This is a genomic window from Vibrio sp. La 4.2.2 (assembly GCF_027586995.1).
In the GTDB taxonomy this organism is placed as follows: domain Bacteria; phylum Pseudomonadota; class Gammaproteobacteria; order Enterobacterales; family Vibrionaceae; genus Vibrio; species Vibrio mediterranei.
The window spans coordinates 78,160-97,939 of the sequence record NZ_JAPPTJ010000009.1; the positions used below are offsets into that span (position 1 = coordinate 78,160).

Below are 19,780 nucleotides of genomic sequence, written 5' to 3' on the forward strand. Positions count from 1 at the left end.
TTCAAACTAGAACTGAGTGGTGAAATATTAGACTTCCATCAACTCTTTTTCTTTTGCAGCAAGCAGTTCGTCAACATTTTTCACTGCTGCATCGGTAAGCTTTTGAATCTCATCTTGTGCTTTACGATCTTCATCTTCAGAGATTTCTTTATCTTTCAGTAGCGCTTTCAGGTCACCGTTAGCGTCACGACGGATATTACGGATTGCAACACGGCCGCCTTCAGCTTCACCACGAACGATCTTCACTAGGTCTTTACGACGCTCTTCTGTTAGCGGTGGAAGTGGCACGCGGATAACCGTACCCGCAGACATTGGGTTTAAACCAAGGTCAGAAGTCAGAATCGCTTTTTCAACTTTAGGCGCAAGCTCTTTATCGAATACTGTAATAGCAAGTGTACGCGCGTCTTCAGCAATAACGTTTGCTACTTGGTTTAGAGGTGTTGGCGCACCGTAATATTCAACAGAGATACCTTGAAGAAGGCTTGGGTGTGCACGACCTGTGCGAATTTTAGTTAGGTTATTCTTAAGTGCTTCAACACTTTTTGCCATGCGCTCTTGAGCGTCTTGTTGGATTTCGTTAATCACAATATCACCTTAAATAATAGTAACCTGAAAGCCGGTCTGCTTTCAGGCTATGTCCTTCGATAATTCTGGTTAAGAGTGTACTCTTATTCTGCGTCGCTGATAAGTGTGCCTTCTGCTTCACCCATCACAACACGACGCAATGCACCTGGCTTATTCATGTTGAATACGCGGATTGGCATCTTATGGTCACGAGCCAATGTGAATGCCGCCAAGTCCATTACTTTCAGCTCTTTCTCTAGAACTGCACTGTAAGAAAGCTTATCACATAAAACTGCATCAGGGTTAGCCACTGGATCAGCCGTGAAAACACCATCTACTTTTGTTGCTTTAAGCACAACATCAGCTTCGATTTCGATACCACGAAGACACGCAGCAGAGTCAGTTGTGAAGAATGGGTTACCAGTACCTGCAGAGAAAATTACGACGCGACCTTGACGTAATTCGCGAATAGCATCAGCCCAGTTGTAATCGTCACAAACACCTTTAAGAGGGATAGCAGACATAACACGAGCGTTCACATACGCACGGTGAAGAGCATCACGCATAGCTAGGCCATTCATAACCGTTGCTAACATACCCATGTGATCACCAACTACACGGTTCATACCTGCTTCAGCAAGGCCTGCACCACGGAACAAGTTACCACCACCAATGACCACACCAACTTGAACACCCAGTTCAACCAGTTCTTTAACCTCTTGTGCCATACGGTCAAGGATTTTTGGATCGATACCAAAGCCTTCCTCGCCTTGTAGCGCTTCACCACTAAGTTTTAACAGAATACGTTGATAAGCTGGTTTAGGGTTCGTTGTCATGAAGTATACCTTCCAAAGAGTTATCGATTAACGGTCATGGCTTGAGACTAGTATAGACTCAACTCATGACGGCTAAAAAATGACAGATAGCCTAGTCGTAAAAAGACCGTAGCCAAGGCCACGGTCTTTTCATCAACAAATCATCAAGGATTAACCTTTCTGAGCTGCTGCTACTTCGTCAGCGAAGCTCATTTGCTCGCCCTTGTCGATGCCTTCACCAACTTCTAGACGTACAAAAGTAGCTACTGATGCGCCACGCTCTTTAAGGATTTCGCCAACAGTTTTCTTTGGCTCCATTACGAACGCTTGACCAGTTAGAGAGATTTCGCCAGTGAATTTCTTCATGCGGCCAACAACCATCTTCTCAGCGATCTCAGCAGGCTTGCCTTCGTTCATAGCGATTTCAACTTGAACAGCTTTCTCTTTTTCTACTACGTCTGCAGGTACGTCTTCTGGGTTAACGAACTCTGGACGAGAAGCAGCAACGTGCATAGCAACGTGCTTAAGAGTTTCTGCGTCGCCTTCACCAGCAACAACAACACCGATCTTCTCACCGTGACGGTAAGTAGCGATAGCAGCGCCTTCAACGTACTGTACGCGACGGATGTTGATGTTTTCACCGATCTTAGCAACAAGAGTAACACGCTCGTCTTCGAACTTAGCTACTAGCTCTTCAGCAGTTGCTTTAGTTGCTAGAGCTTCGTCAGCTACTTTCTCAGCAAATGCTGTGAAGTTTGCATCTTTAGCAACGAAGTCAGTTTGGCAGTTAACTTCAAGAAGAGCAGCAACGCCGTTCTCTTCTTTAATGATGATCGCGCCTTCAGCAGCGATGTTACCTGCTTTTTTAGCAGCTTTAGCAGCGCCAGACTTACGCATGTTTTCAATTGCTAGTTCGATGTCGCCGTTAGTTTCAACAAGCGCTTTCTTACATTCCATCATGCCTGCGCCAGTGCGGTCGCGCAGTTCTTTAACTAGAGCAGCAGTAACAGCCATTCTCTATTCCTCAGTTGATTCTGATTAGGGTAAAAATCAGGGGCTCTCATTCGGCCCCTGATGCTAACTATAACTCAGTTTATATGAAGACTAGATGTCTACGAAACTAAGTGTGACTTCGAGCCGCTATTATTCAGCTTCTTCTACGAAACCGTCTTTGTCAGCTACAGCTGCAACGTCTTTGTTACGACCTTCTTTAACCGCGTCTGCAGCAGCGTTTAGATAAAGCTGTACTGCACGGATTGCGTCGTCGTTACCTGGGATAACGTAGTCAACGCCGTCTGGGTTAGAGTTAGTATCAACAACAGCAAATACTGGGATACCTAGGTTGTTTGCTTCTTTAACAGCGATGTGCTCGTGATCAGCGTCGATTACGAATAGAGCGTCTGGTAGACCGCCCATGTTCTTGATACCACCAAGAGACTTCTCTAGCTTCTCCATTTCGCGAGTGCGCATTAGAGCTTCTTTCTTAGTTAGTTTCTCGAAAGTACCGTCTTGAGCTTGTGCTTCGAAATCTTTTAGACGCTTGATAGACTGACGAACAGTTTTGTAATTCGTTAGCATACCGCCCAACCAACGGTTGTTCACGTAGAACTGGTCAGCGTTGATTGCAGCTTCTTTAACAGCTTCAGATGCAGCGCGCTTAGTACCAACGAAAAGAACTTTACCTTTCTTCTCACCGATTTTAGCTAGTTCAGCTAGTGCATCGTTGAACATTGGTACAGTTTTTTCTAGGTTGATGATATGTACGCGGTTACGAGCACCAAAAATGAATGGCTTCATTTTTGGGTTCCAGTAACGAGTCTGGTGACCGAAGTGAACACCAGCTTTTAGCATATCGCGCATTGATACAGTTGCCATTTTAAATTCCTCTATGGGGTTAGGCCTCCACATTTCCCATGAATCCGACTTGGTATGAATGATTACTCAAGCACCCCGGAACATGTGACGAAATGTGTGTGATTTAAATTAAAGTTAATGGGAACAAAACCGAGCTCGCCGATTCGAAGAAACTAAGTCCTGTTTCCGGCGCGCTTTATACCATAATTTGGCCACTGATTTCTACAAAAATCGCAATAAATGTACAAAGTACAATCATCACAGCAGTGAGTTTTTAACTAAACCCAACTAAAATGAATCACGTACATAACTACAAACGAGTTTTATTCTTGTTGCGCTTAATCTCGCCACTGATAGAATAACCCGTCAATTTAGAAAGCAGAGAACACAGATGTCTATCAAAATCAAAACTGAAGCTGAAATCGAAAGAATGCGTATCGCAGGTAAGCTTGCAGCAGAGCTTTTAGAAATGATCGAACCTCACGTGAAAGAAGGGGTAACGACGGAAGAGCTCGATAGAATTTGTGCGGATTACACTCGTGAGCGTGGCGCTTACTCGGCCCCACTTGATTATCACGGTTATCCAAAATCAATCTGCACATCGATCAACCACATTGTTTGTCACGGTATCCCAGCAGAACAAGACGCAATGGGTACTACAGGTAAACTAAAACCGGCTGTTCTAAAAAATGGCGATATCGTCAACGTGGACGTGACAGTTATTATTCCTAACGATGAAAATGCCTCACTAGACACTCGTCCAGAAGGTTATCACGGCGATACATCAAAAATGTTTTTAGTCGGTGATGTTTCACCTGCTGATAAGCGCCTATGTATGGTTGCTCAAGAAGCACTGTATCTGGGCATGAAGACCGTCAAACCAGGTTCCACAGTTGGTGCTATCGGTACTGAGATTGAAAAATTCATTAAAACGAATAACAAGAACAACCCACGTAATAAGTTCTCTATCGTGAAGGATTTTTGTGGCCACGGTATCGGTTCTGAGTTCCATGAGGAGCCACAAGTGGTTCACTACAAAAACAACGACCGCCGTGTACTAAAAGAAGGTATGGTGTTCACTATTGAACCAATGATCAATGCTGGTAAATTTGGCTGCAGCATTGACGCAGAAGACGATTGGACAGTCTACACTGGCGACGGCAAAAACTCCGCGCAATGGGAACATACGATTGTGGTGACCAAAACAGGTTGCGAAGTATTGACCTTACGTAGCGACGAATCTATTCCTCGTCACATGAACAATATCTAGCCATTCCGCTTCGATTCAAAAATATCCCCAAACACTGGGGATATTTTTTTATCTGAATCATTTTGGTATAACCGTAGTTAGAATCTTTTTTGCTTGCACGGATCGCACTCATGACTTTTCAGAGCCCAACCACACTAAGCGACGAACAACTCACGATCAGCGAGTTAAAGTCACAATTAGAAACCTTTTCTGAACATCAGAAACAGGAGTTCTTAAATCACCACCCTATTACCGATTTGGTCCTAGGTCGCTCAGATTACATTGACCAGTTACTTAACCGGTTATGGCAGTTCACTGGTCTCGCTAACCAAACTAACCTCGCGTTAGTGGCTGTAGGTGGATATGGTCGCGGTGAGCTGCACCCGCTATCGGATATCGATATTCTGGTGGTCTCGCGCAAAAAGCTTCCAGCGAACCTTGAAAGCACCATTAGTGAATTCATTACCCTACTTTGGGATCTGAGATTAGAAGTCGGCCACGCAGTAAGAACCGTTCAAGAATGCCTAGAAATCGGCCAGTCGGACTTAACCGTCGCCACCAATCTTCAAGAGGCACGCTTGCTATGTGGCAGCGAAGACACCTTTTCCTTACTTAAGAGCCAGATTGATTCCGAAGAATTTTGGCCCTCAGAAACCTTTTATCACGCAAAAATCGAAGAACAACGCACTCGTCACGCCAAGTACCACGACACCACCTACAATCTAGAGCCCGATATTAAATCAACACCGGGCGGATTGCGTGATATCCATACTCTAAGTTGGGTAGCGCGCAGCCACTTTGGCGCTACTTCCTTGTACGAGATGAGCCGATTTGGTTTCCTCACCGATGCAGAGTACCGAGAACTCGTCGAGTGCCAGAACTTTCTCTGGCGCGTACGCTTTGCACTACACATCGAACTACGACGCTACGACAATCGGCTAACCTTCGCTCATCAAGCTCAAGTGGCCGAGAACTTAGGTTTTGTCGGTGAAGGCAACGTAGCGGTCGAAATGATGATGAAAGAATTCTATCGAACACTACGACGTGTCGCTGAACTGAATAAGATGTTGCTGAAACTGTTTGATCAAGCCATCGTCAATAAAGGCAAGATTCAAGACGCCATCATCATTAACGATGATTTCCAACGTAGAGGCAAACTCATAGAAGCAAGAAAGCCAGCGCTATTTCAAGCTAGACCAGAAACCATCTTAGATATGTTTATTCATATCGCTAATGACTCGAGTATTGAAGGCGTCAGCCCAGCAACATTGCGTCAATTACGTACTGCTCGACGTCGATTAAACAAGTTTTTGCACACCATTCCGGCAGCAAGAGAGAAGTTTATGGATCTGGTTCGCCACCCGAACGCGCTGCACCGAGCGTTTCGCTTGATGCACAAGCTAGGGGTTTTATCGGCCTACCTGCCTCAGTGGAGTCAGATCGTTGGACAAATGCAATTTGACCTGTTTCATGTCTACACCGTTGACGAACACAGTGTCCGCCTGCTGAATCATATTCACACCTTTAGTATCGAGGAAAACTACTCCAAGCACCCCATTTGCTGCGAGGTCTATCCTCGTATGCAGAAAAAAGAGCTGCTTATCCTCGCTGCCATTTTTCATGATATCGGTAAAGGTCGAGGGGGCGATCACTCTGAGATCGGCGCTGTCGAAGCGTATGATTTTTGTATGGAACACGGCTTGTCTAAACCGGAAGCCAAACTGGTCTCTTGGTTAGTTCAAAATCACCTTTTAATGTCGGTTACCGCTCAACGTCGTGATATTTACGACCCAGATGTGATTATCGAATTTGCTAAAAAAGTTCGCGATGAAGAATACCTTGAGTATCTAGTCTGCCTCACTGTTGCCGATATCTGTGCCACGAACCCAGAACTATGGAACAGTTGGAAGCGAACCTTGCTTGCTGAGCTCTTTTACTCCACACAGCGAGCACTCAGAAGAGGCCTAGAGAATCCTGTCGATGTACGTGACCGTATTCGACACAATCAACAACTCTCTTCAGCGCTTCTACGTAAGCAAGGCTTTAACGCTCGAGAGATCGAAGTGCTTTGGCAGCGATTCAAGGCTGACTATTTCCTAAGACACACTCATAAGCAGATAGCCTGGCACAGTGAACATATCCTTAACGCCGATGATCCTTCTAAGCCGCTAGTACTAATGAGTAAGAATGCGACACGTGGTGGCACTGAAGTCTTTGTATATTGCCAAGATCAGCCTGCATTGTTTGCCACAGTGGTTGCTGAACTCGATCGCCGTAATTTTAACGTGCATGACGCGCAGATCATGACCAGTAAGGACGGTTTCGTCCTTGATACCTTTATGGTGCTTGATCAACATGGTGATGCCATTGATGTAGAGCGACACTCTGCGGTGATCAAACATTTGGTTCATGTCTTGGAGGATGGGCGCCCTACCCGCGTGAAAACGCGTCGCGCACCAAGAAACCTAAAGCATTTCAATGTAAAAACTCAGGTCGACTTTTTACCCACTAAGGGGAAAAAGCGCACGCTGATGGAACTGGTCGCTTTAGATGCCCCAGGCTTACTAGCAAAAGTGGGAGCGACGTTTGCCCAGCTTGGCGTTAATCTACATGCGGCGAAAATCACTACAATTGGCGAACGTGCAGAAGACTTATTTATCTTAACAAGCGCAACGGGTGGCAGACTGTCTGAAGAGGAACAGAGCCAGCTAAAACAAAAACTGCACGACACAATTTCAGAACAAATTGCTAGTTAATAAATAGTTGTCAGTAGTAATGACTGGCCACACCGTCGTGGCCAGTCACCTAAATTAAAATTGCGCATCATTTAAGCGATCTCGTCCACATTTCTCTCTTATTTGTCTAATTATCAGCTATCTACCACATTAATTGCCTGCTACAGTTGTAGAGAAAACACACTGCAATAAGAGGTAACTTATGTATCCAAACCTCACAGGTTTAGGCATTCACGATCCTAAACAAATTGAGCGTTACTCACTACGACAAGAAGCGCACAAGGATGTGTTGAAGATATACTTTCATAAGCAAAAGGGCGAGCTCTTCGCCAAAAGCGTTAAGTTTAAGTATCCAAGACAAGTAAAGAATGTTCGTGTTAATAGCAGCAGTGGCAATTACAAAGAAGTCACCGAAATTAACCGCAATCTCACGCTGGTTATTGATGAATTAAATAAACTAACCAAACCTGTAGAAGTCGCCGAAGTCGATGTTAAGCAGAAAATCCTCACCGATCTTCGCCACTTAGAAAAAGTCGTTTCTAGCAAAATTGCCGAGATTGAAGCGGATTTAGAAAAGTTAAAGTAATCAAAAAAAATGCTCCCCTAAGGGAGCATTTTTTATAGGCGTATCTATTAAGGCGTATAGAACGTTGCTGCGCCTGGACCTACTGGTAGACCTAGTAAGAATACCCAAATGTAGAACAGTAAACTCCAACCTACCAAGAAACAGATAGAGTACGGCAACATAGTTGCGATTAGTGTACCAATACCTAGATTCTTCATATAGCGTGTTGCCACTGCCAGAATCAGCCCAAAGTAGCTCATCATAGGTGTGATGATGTTGGTGGTTGAATCACCAATACGGTATGCCGCCTGAATGGTTTCAGGAGCATAACCAACCAACATAAGCATTGGAACAAAGATAGGTGCTGTTACTGCCCACTGTGCAGACGCTGAACCAATCATTAGGTTGATAAAGCCACACATTAGGATAAATGCAAAAAACAGAGCAGGACCTGTTAGACCGATAGTCTGTAGGAAGTCAGCACCCGCTACAGCAAATACCTGACCAAAGTTCGTCCACTTAAAGAAAGCAACAAATTGTGCAGCAAAGAACACCAATACAATGTACATACCCATCGAAGACATAGACTTCGACATCGCATCGATCACGTCACGGTCATTCTTCATAGAGCCAGTCACTTTACCGTAGACAAAGCCCGGAATCGCGAAGAAGACAAAGATGAATGCTACGATACTCTTCAAGAACGGAGAACCTGCAACCTGACCATCAGCAGTACGAAGCACGCCATTTTCAGGAACAACAGTTGATGCAATGATTGCACTTACAACCAGTACTGCAATACCTGCCATTTTCAGGCCTTTCTTTTCTACTGCAGTCAGTGAACCCATGCTGTCATTAGAAAGATCTTCTGCAGCTTCTTCTTCATTGTATTTACCCAGTTTAGGCTCAACGATTTTCTCGGTAACAAAGGCACCTGTAATCGCAATGAAGAAGGTCGATACAAACATAAAGTACCAGTTCACCTCAGGGCCAACGGTGTAGTTTGGATCGATCATTTGAGCGGCAGTTTCAGTAATACCTGATAGTAGTGGATCCACAGTACCAATTAATAGGTTTGCTGAATAACCACCAGATACACCAGCAAACGCTGCTGCAAGACCTGCTAGAGGGTGACGTCCTAGAGAGTGGAACAGCATCGCTGCCAATGGAATAAGTACGACGTAACCAAGCTCTGAAGCAGTGTTAGAAATAATACCTGCAAATACAACGGTTACTGTTACCATGCGCTGAGACGCACCCATAACAAGACCACGCATTGCGGCAGATAGCATGCCAGAGTGTTCAGCAATTGCCACACCCAGCATAGCGACAAGAACGGTTCCTAATGGCGCAAAACCTGTGAAGTTTTTCACTAAGTTTGTCACGATTAGCTGTAAGCCTTCTGCGTTCAATAAGCTCACTACTTTAATCATGCCGTCTGCTGCACGACCAGCAGCGCCTTCAGGGCGCGGATCGGCAACCGCTACGTCAAAGTAGCCGGCAATGCCTGACATAACTAAGATAGCAACACAGAAAATAGCAAACAGTGTGATTGGGTGGGGTAATAGATTCCCCAAGTACTCTACCGCGTCAAGAAAACGGGTAAATAGAGGCTTTTTTGGCTTGTTGTGTTTCATTGTGGCAGATGAACTCATCTGTCCCCTCCTTTTTTATTTGTCCTAGCATTCTTTACAAAGCCATGGTCGATTCCTGACAACTTTGTAAAAAAGCAGCCGCAGGGTACGTGAGGGAGCTCAACATTAAAAGCCGAAAATGTTGCTAATTGTAAATAATGCGCAATTTACATCCAGTTATTTAGCAGAAACACAACAACTTATAATGACAAAAATATAAAACAAAAAATAACAATCTCGTGACATATTTACCTTTTTGTAATATCGACAACCGATTAAGGCTAAAAAAAGCTCAACTAAATCATCATTGAAAACACACTCCGCTTCTGAAATGATGGATTGTGATTTATGTGAACTAGGACTCAATTCGTGACTTACTCATTGGAGCCAATTGGCATCATTCATTCTCCTTACAAAGAGAAGTTTGCTGTACCGAGACAACCTCGGTTAGTCTCGAGCGCCACCGCAACGATTGCGTTGCAGGGTGACATCAATTGTCTAGAAGCCGTTCGCGGCCTTGAACAGTTTTCTCACCTTTGGTTGCTATTTCTCTTTGACCAAAACCTTGCCGCAGGCTGGAAACCTACAGTGAGACCGCCTCGATTAGGAGGCAATGAACGAGTCGGAGTATTAGCCAGCCGCGCGACATTTCGTCCCAATGGTATCGGGATGTCTTCAGTTGAACTGAAAGGTATTCGTCAGCAAGGTTCCCAAGTCTTTATTGATGTGGGCAGTGTTGATCTTGTCGATGGCACCCCAATCGTCGATATCAAACCTTATATCCCTTATTCAGACTCAATCCCTGATGCCATCGGTGGCTATGCGGAATCTGAACCTGAATCGATAGAAGTCGCGTTTTCAGACATTGCATTAGAGGAACTAGCTAAGGACAAGGAGGTTGCTTATAAGACGCAAGTCATCAAAGAGGTACTCGCTCAAGATCCCCGACCTGCTTACAAAAAAAGTAAGGTTGATAATAAGGAATACGGAGTCAGACTCTTCGATTGGAACGTAAAGTTCAAAATAATCGCGCAACTAGCCTTGGTAACTTCCATTGACTCTTTGTAGAAAGCGAATTGGCTGATATCATAAGCGGCTTAACTCAATTTGGGTCTTCTGCCCAAATTCTCTATTAACATAATGAACGGATACCCATAAATGCGTACCAGTAACTATCTTCTTTCTACTCTGAAGGAGACACCAAACGACGCAGAAGTTGTAAGTCACCAGCTAATGCTGCGTGCAGGTATGATTCGTAAACTAGCTTCAGGTTTATACACTTGGCTACCTACGGGTCTACGTGTTCTGCGTAAAGTCGAAAACATCGTTCGCCAAGAGATCGATAATGCAGGTGCAGTTGAGACTTTGATGCCCGTAGTGCAGCCGTTTGAACTATGGGAAGAGACAGGCCGATCTGAAAAGATGGGTGATGAGCTTCTTCGCTTCACTGACCGTCATGAGCGTCCGTTTGTACTTAGCCCAACAGCAGAAGAAGTGATCACTAGCCTTGTGCGTAACGAAGTAAACTCGTACAAGCAGCTACCACTGAACCTGTACCAAATCCAAACTAAATTCCGTGATGAGCGCCGCCCACGTTTTGGTGTGATGCGTGCACGTGAATTCTCAATGATGGATGCGTACAGCTTCGACATCGACAAAGAAGGCTTGGAGAAGTCTTACGAAGCGATGCACGATGCTTACTGCAAAGCGTTTGACCGCATGGGTCTAGACTACCGTCCAGTACTGGCTGATACCGGTGCTATCGGTGGTAACGGCTCACACGAGTTCCACGTATTGGCAGAGAGCGGTGAAGACCTTATCGCCTTCTCTTCTGAGTCTGACTACGCAGCAAACATCGAAAAAGCAGAAGCACTAGCGCCTGCTGCAGAGCTTGCCGCTCCGACTCAAGAGATGACAATGGTTGATACGCCAAATGCGAAAACCATTGCTGAGCTTGTTGAGCAGTTCGACCTACCAATCGAGAAAACAGTGAAAACGCTGTTTGTTAAAGCTTCTGATGAAATCGAAGCGCCACTTGTCGGCCTTATCATCCGCGGCGACCACGAGCTTAACGAAATCAAAGCAGAGAAAATTGCTGAAGTTGCCTCTCCTCTAGAAATGGCAACAGAAGAAGAAATTCGCGCAGCGATTGGCGCAGGCCCTGGTTCACTAGGTCCGGTTGGTCTTGAGTTACCATTTATTGTTGACCGTTCGGTTGCAGTAATGAGCGACTTTGGCGCTGGCGCAAACATTGATGACAAGCACTACTTTGGCATCAACTGGGGTCGTGACGTTGAGCTTGGTAAAGTAGAAGATCTACGTAACGTTGTTGAAGGCGATCCAAGCCCATGTGGTCAAGGTACTATTCTGCTTAAGCGTGGTATCGAAGTGGGTCATATCTTCCAACTAGGTAAAAACTACTCTGAGAAGATGAACTGTGGCGTGCTTGGTCCTGACGGTAAGAACGTTATCCTAGAGATGGGCTGTTACGGTATCGGTGTTTCTCGTGTGGTAGCGGCAGCTATCGAACAGAACAATGATAAGTACGGCATCATCTGGCCTGACGCTATCGCACCATTCCAGGTTGCGATCGTACCGATGAACATGCACAAATCTGAGCGCGTTAAAGAAGCAGCTGAGAAGCTATACGCAGAACTGACTGCAGCGGGTATCGAAGTGCTATTTGACGATCGTAAAGAGCGTCCAGGTGTCATGTTCTCTGATATGGAGCTTGTTGGTGTTCCTCATACTGTAGTTATTGGTGACCGCAGCATGGACGAAGGTAACTTCGAATACAAGAACCGCCGTACTGGTGACAAAACGCCAATCGCTATCGATGACATCGTGGCTCACGTGAAAGCTCAGCTAGCTTAATCGTTACCCAGATTATCCTAAAGGCCGCTATGCGGCCTTTTTTATTTCCTTCATACTCTGTTCATGTTCGCTTTCTTATGATGGTGGAATGCCACCTGACTAGGAGTAACAGATGAACCTAAAATCACTGCTTAACCAAGCCCTTAATTCAGATATCGTCAATCAAGCCACCCAGAAAGCGAGCCAGTCCTCGTCAAGCATCGGTCAAGCTCTCGGTGATAAGAAAACCCTTGGTGCACTAGGTGCTGGAGCGGTAGGCGGTGGTTTACTCGGTATGCTCATAGGCTCTAAGAAAACAAAAAAAATGGGCAAAACTGCACTAGGTGTGGGTGGTGCTGCGGCACTAGGCGCACTCGCTTACAAAATGTATAACGACTACAACAAGGAAGGGTCCACCACTTCTAACTCACCGCAAACCCCAGCTAACTTTACCCAAACCTCGCAACATGATGAATCAGTGCTCAAAGCGATGATCGCCGCGGCCAAGGCTGATGGACATATTGACGAGCAAGAGATGGCAAAGATCGAACAAGCACTCACCCAAATCGATGCTGACGCATCAGTGCAACAATTAATTCAAGCCGAGATAGCAAAACCTCTTGACCCTACTGAGATTGCTCGATTGGCCGTGTCACCAGAACACGCGACAGAGATCTATTTAGCAAGCCTGTTAGTGGCTGATGAGCAAAACTTTATGGAAAAAGCGTATTTGAAAGAGTTGGCAACCCAACTTGGGTTAGAGAATGGTTTGGTTGAGCAATTGAACGCTCAGGTAAGTCAGTAAAACTGAGTTGAGAGTAACAATGCGTTCCTAGGGGTGTCCCTAGGAACCACCATCAGAGCGAAAAGGATTACTCTTCGCTATCTGCGTCGGCTTTCGCTGCCGCTTCTGCTTTCGCTGCGCGAGCTTCGGCTTTACGCTCATTACGCTTTGCTTGGTTTTCGATAAAACCAGCAAGCTCTTTATCTGCCCACGCTTGAGCCAATTCTTGGCTCTCAAAGCCCATCTCACGCTTAGACACAACCGTGCGACGAGAAGTCACTTGACGAATGATCTCTGCAGACCAGCCGTTACGTTTTTCCGTTAGACGGATAGTAAATTTTTTATTTTCAGACATTTATGTATTTCCTAAAGACTTTGTTAAGGGATATTCCAGCAATGTAATGCTGACCATCCCTAAGCCAGCGCGGTATTAGAACACAAATCGAACGCTTACGCTCAGAGTTTTTATAAGAAAAAGTCCCCAGTGTTTCCACTGAGGACCTCATTAACTATTGGGTTGTAACCTTTGGGGCAGTTGCCTTAACTTGATTACTTACCAACGTTCACGCGAGCGTTGCGGAACATGCGCATCCAAGCACTGTCTTCACCCCACGACTCTGGTGCCCAAGAGTTAGCAACCGTACGGAATACACGCTCTGGGTGCGGCATCATAATAGTCACACGACCGTCACGAGTCGTTAGACCTGTGATTGCGTTTGGTGAACCGTTCGGGTTGTTTGGATATTGCTGTGTTGGGTTACCGTTGTTATCAACGTAACGCACCGCGACCGTACCTGATGCTTCAATCGCGTTTAGGTGGTCAGTATCGCGAACTTCTACGCGGCCTTCACCGTGAGACACTGCGATTGGCATACGTGAACCTTCCATACCATCGAAGAAGATAGAGTCAGACTTCTGTACTTCTACTAAGCTGAAGCGAGCTTCAAAGCGCTCAGATTCGTTACGAACGAAGCGTGGCCATAGGTCTGCACCTGGGATCAGCTCTTTTAGGTTCGATAGCATCTGACAGCCGTTACACACACCTAGTGAGAAAGTGTCTTCGCGGTGGAAGAAGCTCTGGAACTGGTCACGCGCTTGGTCGTTGAACAAGATAGACTTCGCCCAACCTTCACCTGCACCTAGTACGTCACCGTAAGAGAAGCCACCACAAGCCACAAGACCTTGGTACTCTTCTAGAACTGCTTGACCCGTCAGGATATCGCTCATGTGGATATCTGTCGCTTCAAAACCAGCACGGTCAAACGCTGCTGCCATTTCAACGTGAGAGTTCACACCCTGCTCACGAAGAATTGCCATCTTAGGCTTAGCGCCTGTTGCGATGTATGGCGCTGCAACGTCTTCTTTAACGTCGAAGCTCAGTTTCACGTTTAGACCTGGGTCAGAGTTGTCTTTCTTCGCTTCGTGCTCTTGGTCTGCACACGCAGAGTTGTCACGTAGAGACTGCATCTTGTGCGTAGTTTCCGCCCAGATAGTACGTAGCTCAGTACGAGAGCGCTCGATAACAATCGCATCACCAGAAGTGATAACGAAGTCATCAGACGCTTCAACGCTGCCGATTACGTGAGAGCATGCTTCTAGGCCGTTCGCCGCTAGTACGGCTTTCACCGCTTCAAGGTCGTCATTCTGAACCTGAACAACTGCACCTAGCTCTTCGTTAAATAGTGCCGCTAGTGCATCTTCGCCAAGGCCAGCGATGTCTGCTTTCACGCCACTGTGACCTGCGAATGCCATCTCAGCAAGCGTTACGAATAGACCGCCATCACCTTTGTCGTGGTAAGCCACTAGCTTGTCATCACGAACAAGGGTTTGCATCGCATCGAAGAAGCCTTTTAGCTGCTCTGCGTTGTCTACGTCTGCTGGCTTATCACCAAGCTGCTTGTAAACCTGTGCCAATGCGGTTGCACCTAGACGGTTTTTACCGTTACCTAGATCAACAAGAACAAGAGACGACTCACCTTTGTCAGTGCGAAGCTGCGGCGTGACCGTCTTACGAACGTCTTCCACACGACCAAAGGCAGTGATAACCAGTGAAAGTGGCGACGTGACTTCTTTGTCTTCACCGTTCTCGTTCCACTTGGTCTTCATCGACATTGAGTCTTTACCTACTGGAATCGTTAGACCCAAAGCTGGACATAGCTCTTCACCTACCGCTTTTACCGCTTCGTAAAGACCGGCGTCTTCACCTGGGTGACCCGCTGGAGACATCCAGTTAGCTGATAGCTTGATACGCTTGATATCGCCGATGTCTGTCGCTGCGATGTTAGTCAGAGACTCACCTACCGCAAGACGAGCAGAAGCGCCAAAGTCTAGTAGAGCAACTGGCGTGCGCTCACCCATAGACATCGCTTCACCGTGGTAAGTATCGTAGCTCGCTGCTGTTACTGCGCAGTTTGCTACCGGCACCTGCCAAGGACCAACCATCTGGTCACGAGCAACAAGGCCTGTCACCGTGCGGTCACCGATGGTGATTAGGAAAGTTTTCTCTGCAACTGTTGGTAGACGAAGAACGCGGTCAACCGCATCGTTCATTTCAATGCCTTCGCGAGAGATCGCAGGGCTGTCTACTTTCAGTGTTTTCGCATCACGGTGCATCTTCGGCGTTTTGCCAAGAAGGATGTCCATCGGCATGTCGATTGGCGTGTTGTCGAAGTGTGAATCTTCAAGTTTCAGTTCACGCTCTTCTGTTGCCACACCCACTACTGCGTAAGGTGCGCGCTCACGCTTACAGATAGCATCGAATGCTTCCATGTTCTCTGGCGCTACCGCCATTACATAGCGTTCTTGAGACTCGTTACACCAGATCTCAAGTGGGCTCATGCCTGGTTCATCGTTTGGTACGTCGCGTAGCTGGAAGATACCGCCGCGCTCACCGTCATCAACAAGCTCAGGAAGTGCGTTTGAGATACCGCCCGCGCCCACATCGTGGATAAATGCGATTGGGTTGTCTTCACCAAGCTGCCAGCAGCGGTCGATCACTTCTTGACAGCGACGTTCCATCTCTGGGTTTTCACGTTGAACAGAGGCAAAGTCTAGGTCTTCAGCAGACTGACCAGACGCCATAGAAGACGCTGCACCGCCACCAAGACCGATGTTCATTGCAGGACCACCAAGTACGATTAGGCTTGCACCTACTGGGATCTCTTTCTTCTGAACGTGCTCGTCACGGATGTTACCCATACCACCAGCAATCATGATTGGCTTGTGGTAACCACGCACTTCTTCACCTGCGTGAGACGTAACCTTCTCTTCGTAAGTACGGAAGTAACCTAGTAGGTTTGGACGACCAAATTCGTTGTTAAATGCCGCGCCACCTAGTGGACCTTCTAGCATGATATCTAGGGCGTTAACGATACGGCCTGGCTTGCCAAAGTCGGTTTCCCAAGGCTGTTCGAAGCCAGGAATGCGAAGGTTAGACGTTGTGAAACCAACAAGACCAGCTTTTGGCTTACCGCCAATACCTGTTGCGCCTTCGTCGCGGATTTCACCGCCGCTACCAGTCGATGCGCCTGGCCATGGAGAAATCGCTGTCGGGTGGTTGTGCGTTTCCACCTTCATTAGGATGTGCGCTTTCTCGTGGTTGTAGCCGTATTGACGAGTTTTTGGATCTGGGAAGAAACGACCAACTTCAGAGCCTTCCATAACCGCTGCATTATCTTTGTATGCAGACAGAACGTGGTCTGGTGTCGTTTCAAATGTGTTTTTGATCATTTTGAACAGCGACTTGTCTTGCTTAACGCCGTCGATAGTCCAATCTGCGTTGAAGATCTTATGACGGCAGTGCTCAGAGTTCGCTTGTGCAAACATCATCAATTCGATGTCTGTTGGGTTGCGCTCTAGCTTAGTCACAAAGCTTTCAAGTAGGTAATCAATTTCATCTTCTGCAAGTGCAAGACCTAGCGTCACGTTCGCTTCTTCTAGTGCTTTGCGGCCACCTGTTAGTAGATCAACATCAGCTACCGGTGCTGGCTCTGCTACTTGGAACAGCGCTGCCGCTGATTCGAAGTCAGAGAAAACCACTTCCATCATACGGTCGTGGATCACCGCTTTAAGCTCAACAAGTTGAAGCTCCGTCAGTTCGCTTGATGTCTCTACATAGTATGCCGTACCGCGCTCTAGACGAGTCACTTTCTCTAGGCCACAGTTATTCGCAATATCCGTAGATTTAGAAGACCATGGCGAGATAGTGCCAGGGCGAGGTGTCACTAATAGCAGCGTGCCTGTTGGCTCGTGCTCTTCAATCGTTGGACCGTAAGTCAGCAACTTCTTTAATTTTTCAACTTCAGACTCATCCAGGTCTGCCGTTAGGTCGGCAAAGTGGGCAAACTCAGCGTAAATACCTGTTACTGGTAGGTTTAGTTCACGACAAAGCTCTAGTAGCTTGTTAACACGAAACTCAGAAAGAGCTGGGGAACCACGCAAAATTCTCATGTGCTTAGGTCTCTTATGCAGTTGATTGAGGTGAAATTAGTATAAATTCAAATAGTTAGATTGTATTTTTGAACTTATAACAATTTATCCTGCTCTAATGCGGCGCTATTATAGAGGATTTTTTTTTGTGACGTAACCGCTAACGCAAACGTTTTCGTCATTTTTTTTCGATTTGCAGCAAACGATATCGTCATGGTGATAAAGTGACCACTCTCGGGTGTTTATGCCTTCTTGCTTTGCCAAGCCCGTCAGCTTTGGTATAAAGACAGCACTATCGTTGTGAGATAAATGAATTAATGCAAAATCCATCTGCTGTTTATTGGTTAAATTTACGCTGGCTCAAATTACTATCCGTTTGTCTGTTAACGCTTGGAATGGCAGGCTGCCAAATCGACTCTGATCCCAAAAGCGAACTAGAGAATATTAAAGAGCGTGGTGTGCTTCGTGTCGGTACTCTCAATAATCAACTCTCTTATTATATTGGTCCTGATGGTCCGACTGGTTTGGACTATGAGCTTGCAAGGCAGTTTGCCGATGAACTGGGTGTACGGTTGGAAATGAAGCCCGCTTACCGCCAAGCAAGTCTGTTTCCAGCATTGCAAAAAGGTGAAATCGATATTATTGCAGCCGGACTAAGCCAATCTCCAGAACGTATCAAGCACTTTCGCGCAGGCCCTGCCTATTACTACGTAAGCCAACAGGTGGTCTATAAGAAGGGTCAATGGCGACCAAGAAACTTAGAACAATTATTAAACAATCAGCAAGAGTTAATCGATAAAGCCGATGGTGAAGAGGTCTTTGCGATAGTAAAAGACTCTCACTTTGAGCAAACACTAGCGAATGTCGCTAACCAGAACCCTGAGTTCCGCTACTACATTGATGCTAATGCTGACGTCAATGACCTACTAAAGCAGGTTTCTGAAGGCCAACTTAAATTCACCATGGCAGACTCTGTGGAACTGTCACTTTCTCAACGAATTTATCCTGATCTCGCATTGGCGTTTGAAATGACTGAAGATCAACCGATCTCTTGGTATATGCGTAAGTCAGAAGATGAAAGCCTGTACGCGTTATTGATCGAGTTCTTCGGCCGCTTGAAACAGACAGGTGAACTGGCGAATTTAGAAGAGAAGTATATCGGACACATCGGTGTTTTCGACTACGTCGATACTCGCGCGTTTATCCGTGCTTTAGATGGCAAATTGCCTAAGTGGTCGCCTCTCTTTAAGAAATATTCGAACGAATTTGATTGGCGCTTAATCGCTGCTCTTGCCTATCAAGAGTCTCACTGGAATCCTGTGGCTAAATCGCCAACAGGTGTTCGCGGTATGATGATGCTTACATTACCGACGGCTAAAAGTGTTGGTGTTACCAACCGCTTGGATCCAGAACAGTCTGTCCGTGGCGGTGTGGAATACTTAAGACGAATTGTTGATCGTGTTCCAGATTCTATCGCAGAACATGAGAAAATCTGGTTTGCCCTCGCCTCTTATAACGTCGGTTTCGGTCATATGATGGACGCAAGACGCCTGACAAAACGACAAGGTGGTGATCCTGATGCTTGGGCGGATGTGAAAGATCGTTTACCGTTATTACGCCAAAAGAAATATTACAGCCAGACACGTTACGGCTATGCTCGCGGTGATGAGGCAAGAAATTATGTCGAGAATATTCGTCGCTACTATCAAAGCATTATTGGTCACATCGACAAGCAGATAGCCGTTGAAGCGGAAAAAGAAATAAGTACAGAAGACTTAATCGTCATCCCACCACTGCCTCCAGAAAATGGACCGGTCGCGCCAGACCAAGAGGAGGTTAGCTCAGGCTCAGACTCTGCGTCAACCCAGCAAACTGGACACTCAGGACGTTAACTATCAGCAATCTTCAAGTATGCGAATGTGATCGTATATCGCATACTTGAAATCTTATTCTCAAGCCCTTACATTAAACTTTGAGATTGATCATTCGCCAACGCTTCGGTTGGCGAGATAATCTCTTCTGTCGCAAGGTACTGTCGTGCCCTCTGCAAATACTCAGCATAATCGAAATCACCCGACAACAAGATTGGGCGGTGGATTGTGTTTCGTACTCCGGCATCGATCCATTGATAAGGAAATCTATTACGCAATGATTGTGTCTAGATACAGATCGGAGAGGTTTATCTTTCGTGATAGGAGGTAGTTTTATGCTTGCAAGGAAAAGAATGCAATCTAAACACCTTAATAAGACGGTGGCAGCAAACCGCCGCAAAAGAAAAATGGCCAATAATAAGAAGAAA

Annotated in this window: 15 protein-coding genes; 7 read left to right on the forward strand and 8 right to left on the reverse strand. The window is 46.1% G+C overall.

Annotated features, from left to right (window positions below; translation table 11 throughout):
• Positions 1-27 precede the first annotated feature (27 nt).
• The 4 genes from frr to rpsB all read right to left on the reverse strand — a co-directional run bounded on the left by frr (position 28) and on the right by rpsB (position 3,254).
• The gene (gene frr, locus OH456_RS19505) at positions 28-585 is read right to left on the reverse strand and encodes a ribosome recycling factor (protein WP_031494736.1); all 558 of its coding nucleotides are present in this window, start codon (positions 583-585) and stop codon (positions 28-30) included.
• 83 nt (positions 586-668) lie between these two features.
• Positions 669-1,400: a UMP kinase gene (gene pyrH / locus OH456_RS19510; protein WP_038227906.1), complete on the reverse strand. Its 732-nt coding sequence runs from the start codon at positions 1,398-1,400 to the stop codon at positions 669-671.
• A 150-nt stretch (positions 1,401-1,550) separates the two neighbouring features.
• Positions 1,551-2,393, reverse strand: a complete 843-nt coding sequence (tsf, locus tag OH456_RS19515) for a translation elongation factor Ts (protein WP_038227908.1) — start codon at positions 2,391-2,393, stop codon at positions 1,551-1,553.
• A 129-nt stretch (positions 2,394-2,522) separates the two neighbouring features.
• Positions 2,523-3,254 carry a 30S ribosomal protein S2 gene (rpsB, locus tag OH456_RS19520; protein WP_006072474.1) on the reverse strand — a complete coding sequence of 244 codons (732 nt, stop codon included), beginning with the start codon at positions 3,252-3,254 and terminating at the stop codon, positions 2,523-2,525.
• Positions 3,255-3,624: 370 nt separating this feature from the next.
• Here rpsB and map point away from each other — a divergent pair, with 370 nt between their 5' ends.
• The 3 genes from map to OH456_RS19535 all read left to right on the forward strand — a co-directional run bounded on the left by map (position 3,625) and on the right by OH456_RS19535 (position 7,803).
• Positions 3,625-4,503, forward strand: a complete 879-nt coding sequence (gene map / locus OH456_RS19525; protein WP_062460750.1) for a type I methionyl aminopeptidase — start codon at positions 3,625-3,627, stop codon at positions 4,501-4,503.
• 110 nt (positions 4,504-4,613) lie between these two features.
• Positions 4,614-7,238, forward strand: a complete 2,625-nt coding sequence (glnD, locus tag OH456_RS19530) for a bifunctional uridylyltransferase/uridylyl-removing protein GlnD (protein ID WP_270034077.1) — start codon at positions 4,614-4,616, stop codon at positions 7,236-7,238.
• A gap of 181 nt (positions 7,239-7,419) precedes the next feature.
• The gene (locus OH456_RS19535; protein WP_006072480.1) at positions 7,420-7,803 is read left to right on the forward strand and encodes a DUF3461 family protein; all 384 of its coding nucleotides are present in this window, start codon (positions 7,420-7,422) and stop codon (positions 7,801-7,803) included.
• Positions 7,804-7,850: 47 nt separating this feature from the next.
• On the opposite strand, the gene OH456_RS19540 is transcribed toward OH456_RS19535, so the two are convergent.
• Positions 7,851-9,437, reverse strand: coding sequence for an AbgT family transporter (locus OH456_RS19540; RefSeq protein ID WP_006072482.1), 1,587 nt, complete (start codon positions 9,435-9,437; stop codon positions 7,851-7,853).
• A gap of 348 nt (positions 9,438-9,785) precedes the next feature.
• On the opposite strand from OH456_RS19540, the gene tsaA reads away from it, so the two are divergent.
• From tsaA to OH456_RS19555, 3 genes are all read left to right on the forward strand, one after another.
• Entirely contained in the window at positions 9,786-10,484 is a 699-nt protein-coding gene (gene tsaA, locus OH456_RS19545; protein WP_006072483.1) for a tRNA (N6-threonylcarbamoyladenosine(37)-N6)-methyltransferase TrmO, read from the forward strand.
• Between the two features lie 90 nt (positions 10,485-10,574).
• Positions 10,575-12,290 (forward strand): proline--tRNA ligase, encoded by a 1,716-nt coding sequence (locus OH456_RS19550; protein ID WP_270034078.1) that lies wholly within the window; start codon positions 10,575-10,577, stop codon positions 12,288-12,290.
• Positions 12,291-12,402: 112 nt separating this feature from the next.
• Positions 12,403-13,074, forward strand: coding sequence for a tellurite resistance TerB family protein (locus tag OH456_RS19555; protein WP_270034079.1), 672 nt, complete (start codon positions 12,403-12,405; stop codon positions 13,072-13,074).
• 67 nt (positions 13,075-13,141) lie between these two features.
• Here the strand turns inward: OH456_RS19555 and OH456_RS19560 are convergent, their stop codons facing one another.
• Entirely contained in the window at positions 13,142-13,408 is a 267-nt protein-coding gene (locus OH456_RS19560; RefSeq protein WP_270034080.1) for a DUF3622 domain-containing protein, read from the reverse strand.
• A gap of 194 nt (positions 13,409-13,602) precedes the next feature.
• Positions 13,603-17,502, reverse strand: coding sequence for a phosphoribosylformylglycinamidine synthase (gene purL, locus OH456_RS19565; RefSeq protein WP_270034081.1), 3,900 nt, complete (start codon positions 17,500-17,502; stop codon positions 13,603-13,605).
• Positions 17,503-17,876: 374 nt separating this feature from the next.
• Here purL and mltF point away from each other — a divergent pair, with 374 nt between their 5' ends.
• Positions 17,877-19,373, forward strand: a complete 1,497-nt coding sequence (gene mltF / locus OH456_RS19570) for a membrane-bound lytic murein transglycosylase MltF (protein ID WP_240645395.1) — start codon at positions 17,877-17,879, stop codon at positions 19,371-19,373.
• A 68-nt stretch (positions 19,374-19,441) separates the two neighbouring features.
• Here the strand turns inward: mltF and OH456_RS19575 are convergent, their stop codons facing one another.
• Positions 19,442-19,630: a hypothetical protein gene (locus tag OH456_RS19575; protein WP_124940187.1), complete on the reverse strand. Its 189-nt coding sequence runs from the start codon at positions 19,628-19,630 to the stop codon at positions 19,442-19,444.
• Between the last annotated feature and the right edge of the window lie 150 nt (positions 19,631-19,780).

Coding starts and splice junctions, on each gene's coding strand:
- pyrH (WP_038227906.1), bottom strand. CDS start 1,400: ATGACAACGAACCCTAAACCAGCTTATCAACGTATTCTGTTAAAACTT.
- tsf (WP_038227908.1), bottom strand. CDS start 2,393: ATGGCTGTTACTGCTGCTCTAGTTAAAGAACTGCGCGACCGCACTGGC.
- rpsB (WP_006072474.1), bottom strand. CDS start 3,254: ATGGCAACTGTATCAATGCGCGATATGCTAAAAGCTGGTGTTCACTTC.
- map (WP_062460750.1), top strand. CDS start 3,625: ATGTCTATCAAAATCAAAACTGAAGCTGAAATCGAAAGAATGCGTATC.
- glnD (WP_270034077.1), top strand. CDS start 4,614: ATGACTTTTCAGAGCCCAACCACACTAAGCGACGAACAACTCACGATC.
- OH456_RS19535 (WP_006072480.1), top strand. CDS start 7,420: ATGTATCCAAACCTCACAGGTTTAGGCATTCACGATCCTAAACAAATT.
- OH456_RS19540 (WP_006072482.1), bottom strand. CDS start 9,437: ATGAGTTCATCTGCCACAATGAAACACAACAAGCCAAAAAAGCCTCTA.
- OH456_RS19550 (WP_270034078.1), top strand. CDS start 10,575: ATGCGTACCAGTAACTATCTTCTTTCTACTCTGAAGGAGACACCAAAC.
- OH456_RS19555 (WP_270034079.1), top strand. CDS start 12,403: ATGAACCTAAAATCACTGCTTAACCAAGCCCTTAATTCAGATATCGTC.
- OH456_RS19560 (WP_270034080.1), bottom strand. CDS start 13,408: ATGTCTGAAAATAAAAAATTTACTATCCGTCTAACGGAAAAACGTAAC.
- purL (WP_270034081.1), bottom strand. CDS start 17,502: ATGAGAATTTTGCGTGGTTCCCCAGCTCTTTCTGAGTTTCGTGTTAAC.
- mltF (WP_240645395.1), top strand. CDS start 17,877: ATGGCAGGCTGCCAAATCGACTCTGATCCCAAAAGCGAACTAGAGAAT.